We start from the raw sequence: 16,280 nt of genomic DNA, 5'->3' as shown, positions 1-16,280 counted from the left end.
GCGCCGGTGGGTGCACGACCGGCGAGGCTCAGCTCAGCACCACGCTGGAGAGCCGGCGGCGGTAGGTCGCCACCGTCGGGTCTTCGGGCGGCACCTGGCCTTCGGCGACCTTGGGCTTGGGCGGCTCGATGATGTCGAGGACGGCGATGAAGGTCTTGCGGGCCAGCTCTTCGTTCCAGGCCTTGTCGCGCATCAGGATCTCCAGCAGCTCGTCCATCGCGGGCACGAACTGGCTGTGCGCCAGCAGCAACTGGGCCAGCGCAAAGCGGCTGTCGAAGTCGCGCTTGTTGGCGGCGATCTTCGCCTGGAGCTCGGCGGCGCGGGCCTCGGGGTCGGTCACCATGTCCTGCGCGTCGCGTGCCTTCATCCAGCGGTTGAGTGAGTCGAGCCGGCGCACCGCGGCGGACTTGGCGATCACCGGCGCGAACGCCACCTTGGCGTCGTCGTCGCGCTCCAGCTCCAGCAGCAACTTCACCAGATCGAAGCGCGCGTCGTCGTTGTTGGGGTCGGTCTCCACCGCTTGCTGCAGCTTGGCGAGCGCACCCTCCACATCGCCTTCGGCCAGCGCGTCGAGCGCTTCGGCTTCTTCAGCGGCGGCCTCGACTTCTTCGGCCGCGGGCACATGTTTGTCCAGAAAGGCCTTGATCTGGCCCTCGGGCAGCGCGCCCATGAAGCCGTCCACCGGCTGCCCGTTCATCAGCAGCACGCAGGTGGGGATGCTCTTGATGCCGAAGGCCTGGGCCAGCTGCTGTTCCTGGTCGGAATCGATCTTGACCAGCTTGAAGCGGCCGGCGTAGTCGATCTCCACCTTCTCCAGCAGCGGGCCGATCACCTTGCAGGGACCGCACCACGGCGCCCAGAAATCCACCAGCACGGGGGTGTGCATGGAGGCTTCGATGACCTCGGTTTCAAAGTTTTCAATGGTGACGTTGATCATGGCGTGGGTGTTCTTGTTGTGGGGCGGGAGGGGCGCAAACGTAAAATCGACACTTTACCGGAGCGCGGCCGATTTCCCGACCGCGTCCGCACCCGCCGGCCCGTCCGAGCCCGGCAGAAAGCCCCTTCCCATGAGTTCCATCCAGGTGGGCGTGGTCATGGGTTCCAGCAGCGACTGGGACACCATGCAGCACGCCGTGCAGATCCTCAAAGACTTCGGCATATCGCACGAGGCGCGCGTGGTCTCGGCGCACCGCATGCCCGACGACATGTTTGCCTACGCCGAAGCGGCCGTGGGCCGGGGGCTCAAAGCCATCATCGCGGGCGCGGGTGGCGCCGCCCACCTGCCGGGCATGATCGCCGCCAAGACGGTGGTGCCGGTGCTGGGCGTGCCGGTGCAGTCCAAGGCGTTGTCGGGTGTCGATTCGCTGCACAGCATCGTGCAGATGCCCAAGGGCGTGCCGGTGGCCACGTTCGCCATCGGCGCCGCCGGTGCGGCCAACGCGGCGCTGTTTGCCGTGGCAATGCTGGCGAGCGAGAACCCGGCTTTGCGCGCGCAGCTCGAAGCCTTCCGCACCGCGCAGACCGAAGCTGCGCGCAACATGACCCTGCCGACCTGATCCCATGAGCCTCAAACCCCTCTTGCCCGGCGCTCTCTCCGACCGTGGCCAGCAGATGACCCTGGGTGTCATGGGCGGCGGCCAGCTCGGCCGCATGTTCGTGCAGGCCGCGCAGGCCATGGGCTATTTCACGGCGGTGCTCGATCCCGATCCCGCCAGCCCGGCCGGGCTGATCAGCCACTACCACATCGACACGCCCTACGACGACGAGCAGGGCCTGGCGCAGCTGATGCAGCGCTGCGACGCGATCACCACCGAGTTCGAGAACGTGCCCGCGCCCGCGCTGCTCACGCTGGGTGCGCACCGCCCGGTGGCGCCGTCGTCGGCGTGCGTGGCGGTGGCGCAGGACCGCATCCAGGAGAAGGCGCACTTCGTGGCCTGCGGCCCGATCAGCGGTGTCTACCCCGCGCCCTACGCGGCCATTGAAACGCCCGAGCTGCTGGCGGCGGTGCCGGCCGATCTGTTGCCCGGCATCGTGAAGACCGCGCGCCTGGGTTACGACGGCAAGGGCCAGATCCGCGTGAAGACCCGCGAAGAACTCGCCGCCGCCTGGGAGCAGCTGGGCCGCGTGCCCTGCGTGCTGGAAAAGCTGATGCCGTTGCAGAGCGAATGTTCTGTGCTGGTGGCGCGCGGCGCCGACGGCCAGGTGGTCGCCTTCCCGGTGCAAAAAAACACCCACCACGACGGCATCCTCGCGATCACCGAAGTCCATGAAGGCGCCGTTCCGGCCGATCTGGCGGCGCGCGCACAGGCCAGCACGGTCGCCATCGCGAACCACCTGAACTACGTGGGCGTGTTGTGCGTCGAGTACTTCGTGGTGGACAACGGCACGGGCGGCAGCGACCTGATCGTCAACGAGATGGCGCCGCGTCCGCACAACAGCGGCCACTACACGCAGAACGCCTGCGACCTGTCGCAGTTCGAGGCCCAGGTGCGCGCGCTCGCCGGCCTGCCGCTGCCCACCCCGCGCCAGCACAGCCCGGCCATCATGGTCAACCTGCTGGGCGACCTGTGGTTCAACGCCAACGGCGTGCGCGCCCAGGCCAGTGAGCAGCCGGTGTCGCCGCCCTGGGCGCAGGTGCTGGCGCTGCCGGGCACCCACCTGCACCTCTACGGCAAGCTCAGCGCCCGCCCGGGCCGCAAGATGGGCCACCTGAACATCACCGGCGGCTCGGTGGCGCAGGTGCGCGAGACGGCGGCGAAGGTGCTGGTGCTCCTGGGTCTGCCCCCTCTCGCCTGATCCCTTGCCATGCCCCTGACCCTGAACGCCAGCGACCCGGCAGCCATTGAAGCCGCCGCCCGGCGCCTCGCCGCCGGCTCGCTGGTGGGCATGCCGACCGAAACGGTCTACGGCCTGGCGGCCGACGCGGGCAACGCCAGCGCCGTGCAGCGCATCTTCGAGGCCAAGGGCCGGCCGAGCGACCACCCGCTGATCGTGCACCTGCCGCCCGCCGCCGCGGACGGCTGGCGCGCCGCCGTGGCGCCGTTCGCGCGCGAGGCGCCCGACTTTGCGGTCGCGCTCATGCAGGCCTTCTGGCCCGGCCCGCTCACCCTCATCCTGCCGCGCCGGCCCGAGGTGGCGGCGGTGGCGGCCGGCGGGCAGGACTCGGTGGGGCTGCGCTGTCCCTCGCACCCGGCGGCGCAGGCCCTGCTGGTCGCGGCGCGGGCGCACGGCGTGCACGGCGTGGCCGCGCCCAGCGCCAACCGCTTCGGGCGCGTGAGCCCGACCACCGCCGCGCACGTGGCCGACGAGTTCGCGGCCTTGCCCGACGAGGCGCTGCTCATCCTCGACGGGGGCCCCTGCCCGGTGGGCATCGAGTCCACCATCGTCGATTGTTCGCGTGGCACACCGGTGCTCCTGCGCCCCGGCGCGATCACGCCCGCGCAGATCGAAGCCGCCTGTGGCGAGCCGGTGCGCGAGCGTGACGAGGCCGCTCCGCGCGCGTCGGGCACGCTCGAATCGCACTACGCGCCGCGCGCCAGGTTGCGGCTCATGCCCGCGCAGCAACTGCAGGCGGCGCTCGATGTGCTCGGTGCCGACGCGAAACACATCGCCGTGTACGCGCGCGCCACGCTGCGCGCCGCCCGCAGCGTGCCCCAGCGCCGCATGCCCGACGATGCCGCCGCCGCCGCGCAGGCGCTGTTTGCGGTGCTGCGCGAGCTGGACGCCACCGGCGTGAAGCTGATCTGGGTGGAAACACCGCCCGAAGGCGCGGAGTGGGACGGCGTGCGCGACCGGCTGCAGCGCGCCGCGGCCTGACCCGGCGGGCGCACGCGGCGCAACGCGCGCTGCAAAAAAGGTTCAAGAAACGCCAGTCGCGGCCGATGGAGCAGGAGACACCGTCGAGCGTCCGCCGCACCGGGCGTTGCTCCGGACCCTGCCCGCACACCGCCGAGCCCACCGTGAAACCCTCCTTCCTCACCGTCCGAAGCGCCTCCGACGATGACTTTGCCATCAACGAGACCACGCGCCACCAGTACTACTGCACCATGCAGGCCGAGGCGTGTGACGAAGATGTGCTGGACGATGCGATGAACCGCCGCAGGGCCCGCGCCATGCTGGAAAAACAGCAGCAGAGGCACCGGGGGTTCTGGGTGCTGGGGGCGTGCGGCGCGGTGGCGCTGGCGCTCTGGCTGTACTGAACCGGAAACAGACGGCAATCCCGTCTCGGTTTTTCACGTTGCCGGAGCACCACCCGCAACGAGTGAAGCAGCCCAGCCCAGGGCACCGCCGGGCTGGCTTTGCCAGACGGCCAGTGCCGCCCCCTGGGGGGTAGCGCGCAGCGCTGCGGGGGGGGACTCAGTCAGGCAGATTCGCCGTCCACTCCACCAGCGCGTCCAGCGCCGGGCGGGCCGCCACCGCGTTGGGGTGGTTGATGAAGCCCACCACCGCGTAGCGCGCGCCGTGGCCCGCGTTCACGTACCCGGCGATGCCGGTCACGTCGCGCAGCGTGCCGGTTTTCAGCCAGGCGTTGCCGTGCACCAGGCTGTCGGGTGAACGCCCGATGCGCGCGGCCGTGCCCTTGATGCCCGCCACCGAGAGCGACTGCACGAATTTCTCGCCCTGCGGGTGGCGTGCCGCGTGGCGCAGCAACGCGCCCAGGGCGTCGGGCGTGATGCGCTCGATCCGCGACAGGCCCGAGCCGTTCTCCATCACCGGCGTGGCGTGGCGGATGCCGAAAGTGGTTTTCCACCAGCGGCCCAGGATCTCGCGCGAGCGCTCCAGTCGACCGGGCCGCACCGGCGTGAGGCGCCCGCGCGGCACGGTCATCGAATTCACCCGGGCCGGCGCCAGCTGCCCCAGCGTGAGGAACACCTGCTGGGCCATCACGTTGTTGCTCCACTGGTTGACGTCCGCGATGATCTCGGACAGCGGCAGCGAGCGGGCCTCGTGCAGCAACCGCGCACGGGCCGGCGTGGCGCCGGTGCGCACCTGGCCGGTGAGCGCGCCGCCGCTGTTGCGCCACAGGCCTTCGAGCGCACGCGCGGCGTAGCTGGCCGGGTCCTGGTAGGCCACCGGCCATTCCTTGTCGCCGCAGCTCAGGGGGTAGCGGCCCTCGAAGCGGATCGCGTTCACGTCGTCAAAACGTGCGGCGATGGCGCCGCGCCAGTCGCCGCAGCCGCCGCGCGAGAGTGGCAGCGTGGCGTCGATGGCCAGGCCGGCCATGGGCGGCTCGCTGAACACGCGGGCCACGCCGGCCGCCGGGTCGGGCATGAACCTGAGCACCACCGACTTGAAGTTGACCAGCAGCGCGTCGGGGCTGGCGTTGTAGGGGCGCAGCGCCTCGCCGTCGAAGGCGCCAGGGTCGCGCGGCGTGATCTCGAAGGCGCTGTGGTCGAGCACCATGTCGCCCAGCACCACCACGACCCCCTTGTCCTGCAGCGACTGAAAGGCCGCCTGGATGCGTTCGAGCACCAGCTTGGGGTCGCCACCGCCCTGGATGTAGAGGTTGCCGCGCAGCGTGCCTTTGTCGACCACGCCGTCGGTGGCAAAACGCGTGGACCAGGTGAAGTCGGGCCCCAGCAGGTCCATGGCCGCGTAGGTGGTCACCAGCTTCATCACCGAGGCCGGGTTGATCGGCACCTCGGCGCGGTGGCGGATGCGTTCGGGCCCCTCGCCCGAGACCGGGAGCACCAGGGCCGACAGGGCGCTGGCCGGCACCTGCGCCCGCCGCAGCGCCGCGAGCACGGTGCCGGGCAGGCCGGTGTTTCCCAGCGCCCGGACCTCGGGCGGCGCGACCGGGCGGGGGAGGGCGACCACGGGCGCGGGCGCGGCCGGCGGCACCGTCAGGTCAACCTCGGGTGCCGGCCTCGGTTCGCCCGCGCCCAGATCGCTGTCCTGCGCGAGCAGGGGCAGGGAGAGGGCGGCGAACAAGGCGATCGCAGCGAAGCGCAGAGGGGGGAGGCAGGTCATGGAGCCGCGATTATGGGCGCGGACCCTCGCCGATAATGCCCCTCATGCCTTCTTTACCGCGCCTGCTCGCCATCGACTCCAGCACCGACATCCTCTCGGTGGCGCTGGGCAGCGGCGCGCCGGGCGAGCCGGTCTGGCGCTACAGCGGGCCGGGTGCGGCGCAGTCCTCGGCCACGCTGCTGCCCACGGTGCAGTCCCTGCTGGCCCAGGCCGGCTGGGCCTTGCACAGCCTGGACGCGATCGTGTTCGGTCGCGGCCCGGGCTCGTTCACCGGCCTGCGCACCGCTTGCGCGGTGGCCCAGGGGCTGGCGTACGGCGCGGGTGGTCTGCCGGTGCTGCCGGTGGACACCTTGCTGGCCCTGGCCGAAGCGGCGCGCGAACAGCGCGTGATGGCCGGCCTGCCACTGCCGACCGTGATCGCGGCCCTGCTCGACGCCCGCATGGACGAGATGTATGTGGCGCTCCACGCCTGCGGCCCGCTGGGCCTGGAAGCCACGCCGCTGCAGCCGCCGCGCCTGTGTGCGCCCGCCCTGCTCGGCGCGCACCTGCGCCAGAGCCTGCCGGCGGGGGTGTCGCTGGAGGCGGGCGACTGCCTGCTGGCGGGCAATGTGTTCGAGCCCTACGCCGCCGGGCTGGCCGACCTGCCCGGGCCGCGCGAGCGCGCGCTGCCCACGGCGGCGGCCCTGCTGGCACTCGCGCCAGCGCTGCTGGCCGCCGGCCGGGCCGTGGCCGCGCAGGACGCCTTGCCGCTGTACGTGCGCGACCAGGTCGCGCGGACCACGGCCGAGCGCGAACGGCTGCGCCTGGAACAGGCCGCCCAGCGGCCCGCGCCGTTAGGTGCTTGAGGCGCAGGTGATGTCGCAGTCCCAGGCCGCCGGTTCCTCAGGGGTTGTCATGCCCGGTGCCGCCCTGCGCGGCTGGCCGGCCGCGCCCGACGCCCACCCCCAGCGCCGCGTGGCCTTCGAACCGATGACCGAGGCCGATCTGGACACGGTGCACGAGGTCGAAAAACTGGCCTACACCCACCCCTGGTCGCGCCGGCACTTCGCCGACTCGCTCGCCTCGGGGTACCCGGCCGTGCTGTTGCTCGGCGAGGCGCTGCCCGGCGAGACGCCGCACCCGCGTCGCGTCGACGGGCGCGTGCTGCTGGGCTACCTGGTGGCCATGCCGGGCGTGGACGAGGTGCACCTGCTCAACATCACCGTCGCGCCGTCGCAGCAGCGCCAGGGCTGGGCCCGCTTCATGCTGGACGCGCTCGCCCTGTGGTCGCGCGGCCAGCGGGCGCAGTGGCTGTGGCTGGAGGTGCGTGCCAGCAACGCGCCGGCCCGGTCGCTGTACCAGCGCTACGGTTTCCAGCAGGTTGGCCTGCGCCGCGCCTACTACCCCGCGGGGCAACTGCAGCGCGAAGACGCGGTGGTGATGAGCCTGAACCTGGTCGCCGGTGGCGCAGGAGAATCCCGATGACCGACATGAACACCCCCACCGACGACGATCAGGCCGCCACCTCCTTCGTGCCCCGGCTCGACGCGCGCCAGCGCGCCATGCTGGCCGAGATGGGCGTCAAGGTCTGGGCGCCCCGCGCCGTGGCGCCGGAGGCCAGCGTCGAGGCCGCCCCGGTCGCCGGGCCGGATGCCGCGCCGCCAGCACCCGCTCGCCCGCCGGTGGCGGCCGTCGCAGCGCCGGTGCGAGCACCCGTGGCGCCGCCGGTGGTGCCCGCACCCGCCGCCGCACCCGTGGTGGCACCGGCCGAGCGCCAGCGCCCGGCCGACGTCGCCGCCATGGACTGGGCCACGCTGCAATCCACCGTCGCTGGTTGCGAGGCCTGCGGCCTGTGCAAGAGCCGGCGCAACACCGTGTTCGGCGTGGGCGACAGGCAGGCCGACTGGATGATCGTCGGTGAGGCGCCGGGTGAAAACGAGGACCTGCAGGGCGAGCCCTTTGTGGGAGCGGCCGGCCAGCTGCTCGACAACATGCTGCGCGCCGTGGGCCGCGGCCGCTCGGGCGAGGGCGCCCAGGGCGCCTACATCGCCAACGTGCTCAAGTGCCGCCCACCGGCCAACCGCAACCCGCAGCCGGCCGAGGTCGCGCAGTGCGAGCCCTATCTTGCGCGGCAGGTGGCGCTGGTGCGGCCGAAGATCATCGTCGCCATGGGGCGTTTTGCGGTGCAGTCGCTGCTGCGCACCGACGAACCCATCGGTCGCCTGCGCGGGCGCGTGCACCGCTACGAGGGCGTGTCGGTCATCGTCACCTACCACCCCGCCTACCTGCTGCGCACCCCGGCCGACAAGGCCAAGGCCTGGGCAGACCTGTGCCTGGCCATGGAGACGGCGCAGGGAGCGGCGGGCTGAGGCCGTCTTTTACTTCTTGACGTCCAGCGCGAGGATCCAGGACACCAGCTGGGCCGCGTCGGCCGACGAGATGGCGACCTTGTTCGGCGGCATCGCCAGGCCGCTCACCTTGTCTTTCCAGTGGCTCTCGTAGGGGCTGGAGCCGGCGAGCACGGTGGCGGTCAGCTGCTGCTGCGCGCCCTTCACGCTCTTGTATTTGGCCGACACGTCGCGCCAGGCCGGGCCGATGGGTGGCAGACCGTTGGGGCCTTTGGCGCCCGGCTCGATGTGGTGACAGGCCATGCAGCCGCTGCCGGTGGCGAGTTTGAGGGCGGCCTCGTCGTCGGCGGGGGCGGCCCAGGCGGGCGCGGTCAGGAGAACGAGGGACAGTGAAAGCAGGCTGCGTTTCATGGGGAACTCCAGTGGTTTTTGAGGGAATGACCTCAGGCTATCAGCCCGTTCCTGCACTGGATTGATCCTTGTCAAGGCGCGCCACCTCCGTCGCAACTTGAGACATGCGGTGGCCCGCACGCCACGCCCCCGGCTTACGGGGCGCCGGGCGCGCTGTCGGGGGCCACCACCAGCACCGTGCGGTTGCGGTCTTCGACCACCCAGAGCCGCCCCTGGCTGTCGAGCGTGATGCCGGCGGGGTTGCCCAGGGGGCGCAGCCCGGGCATGGCGAGCCAGCCCGAGACGATGTTCTCGCGTTCGCCGGCGGGGCGGCCGTCCGGGCCGAGCCGCCAGGCCACGATGCGGTGCCCCGGTGCCCGGTGGCCGTGCCAGACCGCGAGCAGCCGGCCGCTCCAGGGCAGCTCCGGCTGGCCCGCCGCGACGGGTGGCACGGCCAGCAGTTGCAGCGGTGCCACATGGGCCGGCCAGGTGTCGTACGGGGCCTGGTGATCGGGGGTGTCGCAGCGCGCGCGCGCTTCGTAGCCGCGGGCCGGCACGCCGCGGCCTGCCTCGATGCTCACGCAGTAGGGCCAGCCGTGGTGGGTGCCGCGACGCAGTTCGTTGAGCTCCTCGCCGGGCAACTGGTTGTCGATGTAGTCCACCGAGTTTTCCGCCTGCCAGAGGCGCTCGGCACCGTTGGTGGTGTCCTGCGTCAGCGCCAGGCCCAGCGAATTGCGCAAGCCCAGCGAGAACGGGCGGAACACCTGCAGCTTGAAATCGGGGCCGCCCAGGTGCACCTCGTACACGGCGGCACGCGGGCGCGGGCCGGTGGCTTCGGGGCAGGGCATGGCTTGCTGCTGCTGTTCGTCGCGGCAGGCGTCGGTGGCCGATCCCATGTTCAGGAAAAACCGCCCCCTCCGCCCGAACACCAGTTCCTTGAGCGGGTGCGCGCCGTCGCTGGGCAGGTCGCGCAGCACGTCTTCGCGTTCGATGTTGGCCAGTGGCGTGCGCCAGATGGTGCCGGCTTCGGCGATGTAGATGCGCCCGTCGGGGCCCCGGACCAGGCCGTGCGGCCGGTCCAGGCCCCTGGCCAGCACGCGCACGCGGCCCTTGTCGCCGGGTTGTCCGGCGGTGTTGAGTTCCAGCAGGCGGCCCCGGTGCGCGTCCCAGGTGCCCATGTCGGTGATCCAGAAACGCCCTGGCGACACCTCGAGCAGGCGCCGCGGCATCAGCAGGCCGTCGCGCGCGTCGGCCACGAGGCCCACGCACCAGCCTTTGGGCGCGGTCAGCGCCACGCGCGGGTAGCCGGCGCATTCGCCCCGGGTGGCGTAGGCCGAAGCGCCGGCGGCGTGGGCCTGGGCCGTCCAGGCGCTGCCCAGCAGCAGGCCGAACGCAGCGAGGCAAGGGATCAGACGGGGGGGAAGGACACGGGGCGACGGCATCGCCCGATTCTAGGCAGTGGCCTGGCGCTGTGGGGTCAGCGCAAGGGGGCGGGCTGGCTGTTCGGCGCGCTGGTGGGGGTGGGCTGCTGGGGCGGGGCCGTGTCGGAGCGATCCCAACCCCAAGCGAGCAACAGCGCCAGACTCAGGGACAGCAGCAGCGCGACACCCAGGCGGAACAGCATTTCAATCACAGAGGCACTCTCGGCGGAGGTTGAGGACAGGCGCCATTGTGCCCGTCGCGCCCTGGCGTTGGGCCTGGGTTCGTTGCCCCTAAGCCTCAAATTCGGGGGTCAAAGGTGATGGGTTGCCACGTTGGCGTTGTTTTGACACCAGCCGATGCAGGTCTTCCTTTTTGTGACGCGGTGTGACCCGCCGCCGCGCGAGGTCTGTGCTACCTGCCGGGGGTGCCGGCGGCGCCTGCGTCCGCCGTGCCAAAGCGCCGCGCCACCAGGCCGCGCAGCCACTGGTGGCCGGGGTCGCGGTGCAGGTGGGCGTGCCAGAGCTGGGCGATGGTGCTGCTCGGCAGCTTGAGCGTGAGCGGGCGGGCGACCAGGCCGAAGGGCTCGCAGGCCCGCTCGGCGAAGCGCTCGGGCACGGTGGCCAGCAGGTCGGTGCTGCCCAGCACATGGCCGAGCGCCACGTAGTGCGGCAGGGTGAGCTGGACGCTGCGCGCGATGCCCAGCCGGTCCAGCGCGGCCTCCACCTGGCCATGGCCGGTGCCGGTGGAGACCACACGCACATGGGCGGCCTGGCGGTAGGCCGCGGCCGTGATGGTGCCGCGCGCGGCCAGCGGGTGGCCTTCGCGCATCAGCGCCACGTAGCGCTGGCGAAACAGCGCCTGCTGGAAAAAACCCGCCTGCAGCTGGGGCAGCGAGCCCAGGGCCAAGTCCACCCGGCCGGCCGCCATGTCGTCGCGCAGGGTGGCGTCGGCCACGGGCACGCAACGCAGCGTGACCCCCGGCGCCTGCTGCGACAAGGCGCCCATCAGCACCGGCAGGAAATAGGTCTCGCCCACGTCGGTCATGGCCAGGCTGAAGCAGCGCGAGCTGGTGGCCGGGTCGAACGAGGCTCGCACGTTGAGCGCGTCGCGCAGCGTGTCCAGCGCCTGCGCCACCGGCCCGGCGAGCTGCTGCGCATAGGGCGTGGGTTCCATGCCGGCGGGCGTGCGCAGGAACAGCTCGTCGTCCAAGAGGCCGCGCAGGCGGCGCAGCGCGTTGCTCACCGCCGGCTGGCTCAGGCCCAGCGTGACGGCCACGCGCGAGACGCGCCGTTCGCGCAGCAGTTGCTGAAACACGACGAGCAGGTTGAGATCCAGTTGGGCCAGTTCCATGGGGGCCATTATTTCACTGGTGAATACCGCGTATCACCCGGATTCCATTGCCGGATGGCGGTGGCTTCGCCATCATCGGCGCCGGCATCCCCCAGAACCGGAGACAACATGACCACCGAAGCCCAGCCGGACGTCCTGCATTGGGAAGGCGGCGGCACCAGCCGCATCCCCTTCGCCGTCTACACCGATGAACAGCGCCACCAGCGCGAACTCGATCGCTTCTTCTACCAAGGCCACTGGTGTTACGTGGGCCTGGAGGCCGAGATCCCCAACGCCGGCGACTTCAAGCGCACCGTGGTCGGCGAGCGCTCGGTCATCATGACCCGCGCGGCCGACGGCCAGATCCATGTGGTGGAGAACCTCTGCGCCCACCGTGGCATGCGCTTCTGCCGCAAGCGCCACGGCAACCAGACCGAATTCGTCTGCCCCTACCACCAGTGGAGCTACGCCTCCAACGGCGACCTGCAGGGCGTGCCGTTCCGGCGCGGCGTGCGGCAGGACGGCAAGGTCAACGGCGGCATGCCGGCCGACTTCAACCCCAAGGACCACGCGCTCACCAAGCTGAAGGTGGCGGTGCGCGGCGGCGTGGTGTTCGCGTCGTTCGACCACGACGTGGAGTCGCTCGAAGACTACATGGGGCCGACCATCCTGCGGTACTTCGACCGCCTGTTCAACGGCCGCCAGCTCACGATCCTGGGCTACAACCGCCAGCGCATACCGGGCAACTGGAAGCTGATGCAGGAGAACATCAAGGACCCCTACCACCCCGGTCTGCTGCACACCTGGTTCGTCACCTTCGGGCTCTGGCGCGCCGACAACAAGAGCGAGCTGCGCATGGACGCGCACCACCGTCACGCCGCCATGGTGTCCACGCGCGGCAGCATGGGCCAGGCCAGCGGCCAGGCCTCGCAGGTGACGCAGGTGTCGAGCTTCAAGGAAAGCATGCAGCTCGAAGACCCGCGTTTCCTGGACATCGTGCCCGAGCCGTGGTGGCAACTGGGCGAGCAGATGCCGACGGCGGTGATGACCACGCTGTTTCCCAGCGTCATCTTCCAACAGCAGGTCAACAGCGTGAGCACGCGCCACATCCAGCCCGACGGCCACGGCGCCTTCGACTTCGTCTGGACACACTTCGGCTTCGAGGACGACACGCCCGAGATGACCGAGCGCCGCCTGCGCCAGGCCAACCTGTTCGGCCCCGCCGGTTTCGTGAGCGCCGACGACGGCGAGGTGATCGAGTTCTCGCAGCAGGCTTTCGAGAGCAAGCCGCAGCACCGCACCCTGGCCGAGCTGGGCGGGCGCGAGGTCGGTGAGACCGATCACATGGTGACGGAGACCCTGATCCGCGGCATGTACGAATACTGGCGGAAAGTGATGGAACGTCCCGAGCCCCCACGTTCGCCCACTGCGTGTGGCTCACTGCCCTCCGAGGGGGCGTCACCCTCCCTTGGGGCGGCCCGGCGGGAGGGTTCCCCGTCCGAAGGAGGTGTCGCATGAGCGCGCTGGTCAAAGTGAACTTCGACACCTGGCAGGCGCTGCAGCAGCTCTACAGCGACTACGCGGCTGCCGTGGACAGCGGCCAGTGGGAACTCTGGCCCGACTTCTTCACCACCGACGGCATCTACAAGCTGCAACCGCGCGAGAACCATGAGCGCGGCTTTCCTTTGTCCACGCTGGCGTTCGACAGCCAGGCCATGCTGCGCGACCGGGTGTATGGCATCAAGGAAACCCTGTTCCACGACCCGTATTACCAGCGCCACGTGGTCGGCGCGCCGGTGGTGCGCGAGGTGGACGCGCAGGGTCGCTGGCATTGCGAAGCGAACTACGCCGTGTTCCGCACCAAGCTGGATGGCGCGAGCAGCGTGTTCAACGTGGGCCGCTACCTCGATGTCGTGGTGAACACAGCTCAAGGGTTCAAGTTCGCTCAACGTCACTGCGTCTACGACAGCGAAATGATCCCCAATTCGATCATCTATCCGGTGTAGGAATCACCCCCGCGCCGCCTGCGGCGTCACCCCCTTGAGGGGGCGATGCGAGTGGCCCGGCGAAGCCGGTTCCACCGCATCCTTGGCTCGGGCGTTTCGCGCCGGAGACATGGTCAAAACAAAGGAGCAGATTTCATGAGCAACTGGACCGACGTGGCCGCCGAGGCCGATCTGTTTGAAGGCGCGGGCATTCCGGTGGCGCCGGGCGGGCGTGACATCGCGCTGTTCGCGGTGGACGGTGAGGTGTTTGCCACGGACAACCTCTGCACCCACGGCAACGCCCGGCTGTGCGACGGCTTTGTGGAAGGGCACGAGATCGAGTGCCCATTTCACCAAGGCCGCTTCGATCTGCGCAGCGGTGCGCCAACGTTCGCACCCTGCAAAGAGGCCATCAAGGTCTGGCCGGTGAAGGTCGAGGGTGGACGGGTCTGGCTGGATCTGGGATGACGGCGCTCTGCCGCACTGCCCGCCCCTAGCAAAGCCTGGCATAGCGCTGCGGGGCGCTCACCCGGGATGGATGCTGGCCAGAAGCAAGGGTCTTCGCCGTCACCGGCGATAGAACCGCTTGAGCACCTCCAGTTCGGCGCGCACGACCGCCAGATGGGTCTGAACTTCCCAGACAGCGCCGACAACGATGGCCTCGTCGTCGTCGGTCAATGCCACGCCATCGCCCGGCTGGATATGACCATCGCGCATCGACTGGCGCAGGTTGCGAACAGACTCGTCGACGAAGACCGCTGACCCGTCCAGCACCTCGCAGATGTCGATGGCGTTGTTGATCATGATCTCGCCATAGTGCAACCCTTGCGTGCGGCGGACTGCATCGAAAAAAGGGCTGCGCTCGTCGATGTAGAGACTGAGCAACTTCTCGACAATGGCTTCCTGGCTTTGACCGATCCGGATCCGGTCGAAGAGGTCCTTGGCGACGTCGGCCTGGGCTGTGAGGATGTCCCTGCGCCACAGGGGATTCAGCAGCCGGTAGGGGTCGTCATAGAGACGGCGCTGGTAGATCACGAGCCGCCTGAAGGCGGTGCCAAAGCGGGTCTCCAGCAGGTCATCAGGCTCTGCGGCACACACGGGGCGCAGGAGTGACTGCACGAATTCGTGAATCAGCGTGTAGCTTTGCGCGGTGTCTCGGATAAGGATCAAGCTGCGACCCGCCTCACAAAAACTTGAGCTCCCGTGAAGCACCTGGCCTTCGTAGGATTCGAGAAAACCCGCCTGCCGGAGCAGTTCCGGCGCTGCCATCGGCAGTCCCGCCAGCAGCGGATTCACGGGCAGGACGGATGCCTCGCTGCGTACCAGCCTGACGTCGCCCCCCCAGCGGTGGATGGTCTCGAGCAGGCGCTCCGGTGGGCTGTGCGTCACCTCATACACCGCGTTCACGTTCAGCGCCTGGGCGAACGGGAACGTCAGGTACGACCACTGCGCGAGGTCGGCCCGCGTGGCCATGGGCCACAACAACACAACGAGCGTCACCAAGCAGCCAGCAACTCTGCGCACGCCGGATGTCAGACAAAGCACGATCCTTGACGGCGTTGCGGAGCTGAACATGGAGAGTCAAGTCACGGATGAAATGCTCGGATGGAAGGGACAGTGCGTTGGTGGAGGGCGGGCGCTCAAATCGATTCTATGTCTGCGCAGCGTTGAAACGGAATCGTTTGAGGCCCTGTCGTCAGGCTCGACGCCGCTCCAGCAGCATCGCATCCCCGTAGCTGAAGAAGCGGTAGCCCTGCGCCACCGCGTGGCGGTACAGCGCCATCACGTGGTCGTGGCCGGCGAAGGCGCTGACCAGCATCATCAGCGTGCTTTTGGGCAGGTGGAAGTTGGTCACCAGCACGTCCACCACCTGGAACTTAAAACCCGGGGTGATGAAGATGTTGGTGTCGCCCTGTGTCTCGCCGCTGCGCGCCCAGCTCTCCAGCGTGCGCACGCTGGTCGTGCCCACCGCCACCACGCGGCCGCCGCGCGCGCGGCAGTCGGCAATCGCCTGGATGGTTTCGGGTGGGATCGCATAGCGCTCGTGGTGCATCACGTGTTCTTCGATGCGCTCGGTCTTCATCGGCGCGAAGGTGCCCGCGCCCACGTGCAGCGTCACGTTCGCGCGCTGAACGCCGCGTGCTTCCAGCGCGGCCAGCACGCCTTCGTCAAAGTGCAGCGCAGCGGTGGGCGCGGCCACGGCGCCGGGCACGCGCGCGAACACGGTCTGGTAGCGGCGCTCGTCGTCGGCGTCGTCCGTGTGTGTGATGTAGGGCGGCAGCGGCACGTGGCCGTGGCGTGCCATCAGCTCGTAAGGTGTTTCGCTCGCCGGGCCCTGCAGGCGCAGGCGGAACAGCTGCCCCTGTTGATCGGGCCAGCGCCCTAGGAACACCGCATCGAACCCGCCGCTTTTCAGCCCGCCCGCCAGGTGCAGCAGGCCGCCCGGCTGCGGCTTCTTGCTCACGCGGATGTGGGCCACCACCTCCTGCCCCGAGCCGTCCAGCGCCTCGTGCGGCAGCAGCACGCGCTCGATCAGGACCTCGAACTTGCCGCCGCTGGCTTTCTCGCCAAACAGCCGGGCCTTGACCACCTGAGTGTCGTTGAACACCAGCAGGTCGCCGCTGCGCAGCAGGCCCGGCAGCTCGCGGAAGATGCGGTCCACCGGTTGTGGCCCGGTGCCGTCGAGCAGGCGCGAGGCGCTGCGTTCGGCGGCGGGGTGCTGGGCGATCAGTTCGTTGGGCAGGGCGAAATCGAAGTCGGCGACGGTGAATTCGTGAGCCGACAGGGGGGCAGAGTGAGACATGCTGCTTGAGGGCCGGACGAGGCCCGTTCCAAGTGAAAGTAGGGAGAGGGGTGG

The 16,280-nt window shown here is 70.0% G+C and carries 18 protein-coding genes; 10 read left to right on the top strand and 8 right to left on the bottom strand.

Going from position 1 to position 16,280, the window contains the following annotated elements; all coding sequences use genetic code 11:
• Positions 1-28 precede the first annotated feature (28 nt).
• The gene (gene trxA, locus IM738_RS19250; protein WP_236962649.1) at positions 29-937 is read right to left on the bottom strand and encodes a thioredoxin; all 909 of its coding nucleotides are present in this window, start codon (positions 935-937) and stop codon (positions 29-31) included.
• Between the two features lie 130 nt (positions 938-1,067).
• Here trxA and purE point away from each other — a divergent pair, with 130 nt between their 5' ends.
• The 4 genes from purE (at position 1,068) to IM738_RS19230 (ending at position 4,199) form a co-directional block, all read left to right on the top strand.
• Entirely contained in the window at positions 1,068-1,556 is a 489-nt protein-coding gene (purE, locus tag IM738_RS19245; protein ID WP_236962648.1) for a 5-(carboxyamino)imidazole ribonucleotide mutase, read from the top strand.
• 4 nt (positions 1,557-1,560) lie between these two features.
• Positions 1,561-2,796 (top strand): 5-(carboxyamino)imidazole ribonucleotide synthase, encoded by a 1,236-nt coding sequence (locus IM738_RS19240; protein WP_236962647.1) that lies wholly within the window; start codon positions 1,561-1,563, stop codon positions 2,794-2,796.
• A 15-nt stretch (positions 2,797-2,811) separates the two neighbouring features.
• Positions 2,812-3,816 carry an L-threonylcarbamoyladenylate synthase gene (locus IM738_RS19235; protein ID WP_442908528.1) on the top strand — a complete coding sequence of 335 codons (1,005 nt, stop codon included), beginning with the start codon at positions 2,812-2,814 and terminating at the stop codon, positions 3,814-3,816.
• A gap of 143 nt (positions 3,817-3,959) precedes the next feature.
• Positions 3,960-4,199, top strand: a complete 240-nt coding sequence (locus tag IM738_RS19230; protein WP_236962645.1) for a hypothetical protein — start codon at positions 3,960-3,962, stop codon at positions 4,197-4,199.
• A 157-nt stretch (positions 4,200-4,356) separates the two neighbouring features.
• Here the strand turns inward: IM738_RS19230 and dacB are convergent, their stop codons facing one another.
• Positions 4,357-5,970, bottom strand: coding sequence for a D-alanyl-D-alanine carboxypeptidase/D-alanyl-D-alanine endopeptidase (gene dacB / locus IM738_RS19225; protein ID WP_236962644.1), 1,614 nt, complete (start codon positions 5,968-5,970; stop codon positions 4,357-4,359).
• Positions 5,971-6,014: 44 nt separating this feature from the next.
• On the opposite strand from dacB, the gene tsaB reads away from it, so the two are divergent.
• Genes tsaB through IM738_RS19210 form a run of 3 tightly spaced genes read left to right on the top strand, consistent with a single transcriptional unit; the run spans position 6,015 to position 8,318 of the window.
• Positions 6,015-6,815 carry a tRNA (adenosine(37)-N6)-threonylcarbamoyltransferase complex dimerization subunit type 1 TsaB gene (gene tsaB, locus IM738_RS19220; RefSeq protein WP_236962643.1) on the top strand — a complete coding sequence of 267 codons (801 nt, stop codon included), beginning with the start codon at positions 6,015-6,017 and terminating at the stop codon, positions 6,813-6,815.
• 49 nt (positions 6,816-6,864) lie between these two features.
• The gene (rimI, locus tag IM738_RS19215) at positions 6,865-7,434 is read left to right on the top strand and encodes a ribosomal protein S18-alanine N-acetyltransferase (RefSeq protein ID WP_236962642.1); all 570 of its coding nucleotides are present in this window, start codon (positions 6,865-6,867) and stop codon (positions 7,432-7,434) included.
• Between the two features lie 5 nt (positions 7,435-7,439).
• A complete protein-coding gene (locus IM738_RS19210; RefSeq protein WP_236966361.1) occupies positions 7,440-8,318 on the top strand; it encodes a uracil-DNA glycosylase in 879 nt (292 codons plus the stop codon).
• A 9-nt stretch (positions 8,319-8,327) separates the two neighbouring features.
• Here IM738_RS19210 and IM738_RS19205 read toward each other — a convergent pair whose 3' ends face one another.
• The 4 genes from IM738_RS19205 to IM738_RS19190 all read right to left on the bottom strand — a co-directional run bounded on the left by IM738_RS19205 (position 8,328) and on the right by IM738_RS19190 (position 11,459).
• Positions 8,328-8,708 (bottom strand): c-type cytochrome, encoded by a 381-nt coding sequence (locus tag IM738_RS19205; protein WP_236962641.1) that lies wholly within the window; start codon positions 8,706-8,708, stop codon positions 8,328-8,330.
• A gap of 134 nt (positions 8,709-8,842) precedes the next feature.
• Positions 8,843-10,129, bottom strand: coding sequence for a PQQ-dependent sugar dehydrogenase (locus IM738_RS19200; protein ID WP_236962640.1), 1,287 nt, complete (start codon positions 10,127-10,129; stop codon positions 8,843-8,845).
• 35 nt (positions 10,130-10,164) lie between these two features.
• Positions 10,165-10,320, bottom strand: a complete 156-nt coding sequence (locus IM738_RS19195) for a hypothetical protein (protein ID WP_236962639.1) — start codon at positions 10,318-10,320, stop codon at positions 10,165-10,167.
• Between the two features lie 200 nt (positions 10,321-10,520).
• Entirely contained in the window at positions 10,521-11,459 is a 939-nt protein-coding gene (locus IM738_RS19190) for a LysR family transcriptional regulator (RefSeq protein ID WP_236962638.1), read from the bottom strand.
• 108 nt (positions 11,460-11,567) lie between these two features.
• Here IM738_RS19190 and IM738_RS19185 point away from each other — a divergent pair, with 108 nt between their 5' ends.
• The 3 genes from IM738_RS19185 (at position 11,568) to IM738_RS19175 (ending at position 13,891) form a co-directional block, all read left to right on the top strand.
• On the top strand, positions 11,568-12,956 hold the full coding sequence (locus IM738_RS19185) for an aromatic ring-hydroxylating dioxygenase subunit alpha (RefSeq protein WP_236962637.1): 1,389 nt from the start codon (positions 11,568-11,570) through the stop codon (positions 12,954-12,956).
• Entirely contained in the window at positions 12,953-13,444 is a 492-nt protein-coding gene (locus IM738_RS19180; RefSeq protein ID WP_236962636.1) for an aromatic-ring-hydroxylating dioxygenase subunit beta, read from the top strand. Before IM738_RS19185 ends, IM738_RS19180 begins: the two co-directional genes overlap by 4 nt.
• A gap of 135 nt (positions 13,445-13,579) precedes the next feature.
• Positions 13,580-13,891, top strand: a complete 312-nt coding sequence (locus tag IM738_RS19175; RefSeq protein ID WP_236962635.1) for a non-heme iron oxygenase ferredoxin subunit — start codon at positions 13,580-13,582, stop codon at positions 13,889-13,891.
• A 99-nt stretch (positions 13,892-13,990) separates the two neighbouring features.
• Here IM738_RS19175 and IM738_RS19170 read toward each other — a convergent pair whose 3' ends face one another.
• On the bottom strand, positions 13,991-14,896 hold the full coding sequence (locus IM738_RS19170; RefSeq protein WP_236962634.1) for a hypothetical protein: 906 nt from the start codon (positions 14,894-14,896) through the stop codon (positions 13,991-13,993).
• A gap of 223 nt (positions 14,897-15,119) precedes the next feature.
• Positions 15,120-16,226, bottom strand: a complete 1,107-nt coding sequence (gene queA, locus IM738_RS19165; protein ID WP_236962633.1) for a tRNA preQ1(34) S-adenosylmethionine ribosyltransferase-isomerase QueA — start codon at positions 16,224-16,226, stop codon at positions 15,120-15,122.
• Positions 16,227-16,280: the final 54 nt, after the last annotated feature.

The sequence above is a fragment of the Hydrogenophaga sp. SL48 genome (assembly GCF_021729865.1).
Taxonomy (GTDB): Bacteria; Pseudomonadota; Gammaproteobacteria; order Burkholderiales; family Burkholderiaceae_C; genus Hydrogenophaga.
Note: the sequence above shows the minus strand (reverse complement) of the source record. Positions and strands in the feature narration are given on the sequence as shown.

Excerpts from the sequence above, each read along its gene's own strand:
- trxA (WP_236962649.1), bottom strand. The coding sequence starts at position 937 with ATGATCAACGTCACCATTGAAAACTTTGAAACCGAGGTCATCGAAGCC.
- purE (WP_236962648.1), top strand. The coding sequence starts at position 1,068 with ATGAGTTCCATCCAGGTGGGCGTGGTCATGGGTTCCAGCAGCGACTGG.
- IM738_RS19240 (WP_236962647.1), top strand. The coding sequence starts at position 1,561 with ATGAGCCTCAAACCCCTCTTGCCCGGCGCTCTCTCCGACCGTGGCCAG.
- dacB (WP_236962644.1), bottom strand. The coding sequence starts at position 5,970 with ATGACCTGCCTCCCCCCTCTGCGCTTCGCTGCGATCGCCTTGTTCGCC.
- tsaB (WP_236962643.1), top strand. The coding sequence starts at position 6,015 with ATGCCTTCTTTACCGCGCCTGCTCGCCATCGACTCCAGCACCGACATC.
- rimI (WP_236962642.1), top strand. The coding sequence starts at position 6,865 with ATGCCCGGTGCCGCCCTGCGCGGCTGGCCGGCCGCGCCCGACGCCCAC.
- IM738_RS19210 (WP_236966361.1), top strand. The coding sequence starts at position 7,440 with ATGAACACCCCCACCGACGACGATCAGGCCGCCACCTCCTTCGTGCCC.
- IM738_RS19205 (WP_236962641.1), bottom strand. The coding sequence starts at position 8,708 with ATGAAACGCAGCCTGCTTTCACTGTCCCTCGTTCTCCTGACCGCGCCC.
- IM738_RS19200 (WP_236962640.1), bottom strand. The coding sequence starts at position 10,129 with ATGCCGTCGCCCCGTGTCCTTCCCCCCCGTCTGATCCCTTGCCTCGCT.
- IM738_RS19190 (WP_236962638.1), bottom strand. The coding sequence starts at position 11,459 with ATGGAACTGGCCCAACTGGATCTCAACCTGCTCGTCGTGTTTCAGCAA.
- IM738_RS19185 (WP_236962637.1), top strand. The coding sequence starts at position 11,568 with ATGACCACCGAAGCCCAGCCGGACGTCCTGCATTGGGAAGGCGGCGGC.
- IM738_RS19180 (WP_236962636.1), top strand. The coding sequence starts at position 12,953 with ATGAGCGCGCTGGTCAAAGTGAACTTCGACACCTGGCAGGCGCTGCAG.
- IM738_RS19175 (WP_236962635.1), top strand. The coding sequence starts at position 13,580 with ATGAGCAACTGGACCGACGTGGCCGCCGAGGCCGATCTGTTTGAAGGC.
- IM738_RS19170 (WP_236962634.1), bottom strand. The coding sequence starts at position 14,896 with ATGGCCACGCGGGCCGACCTCGCGCAGTGGTCGTACCTGACGTTCCCG.
- queA (WP_236962633.1), bottom strand. The coding sequence starts at position 16,226 with ATGTCTCACTCTGCCCCCCTGTCGGCTCACGAATTCACCGTCGCCGAC.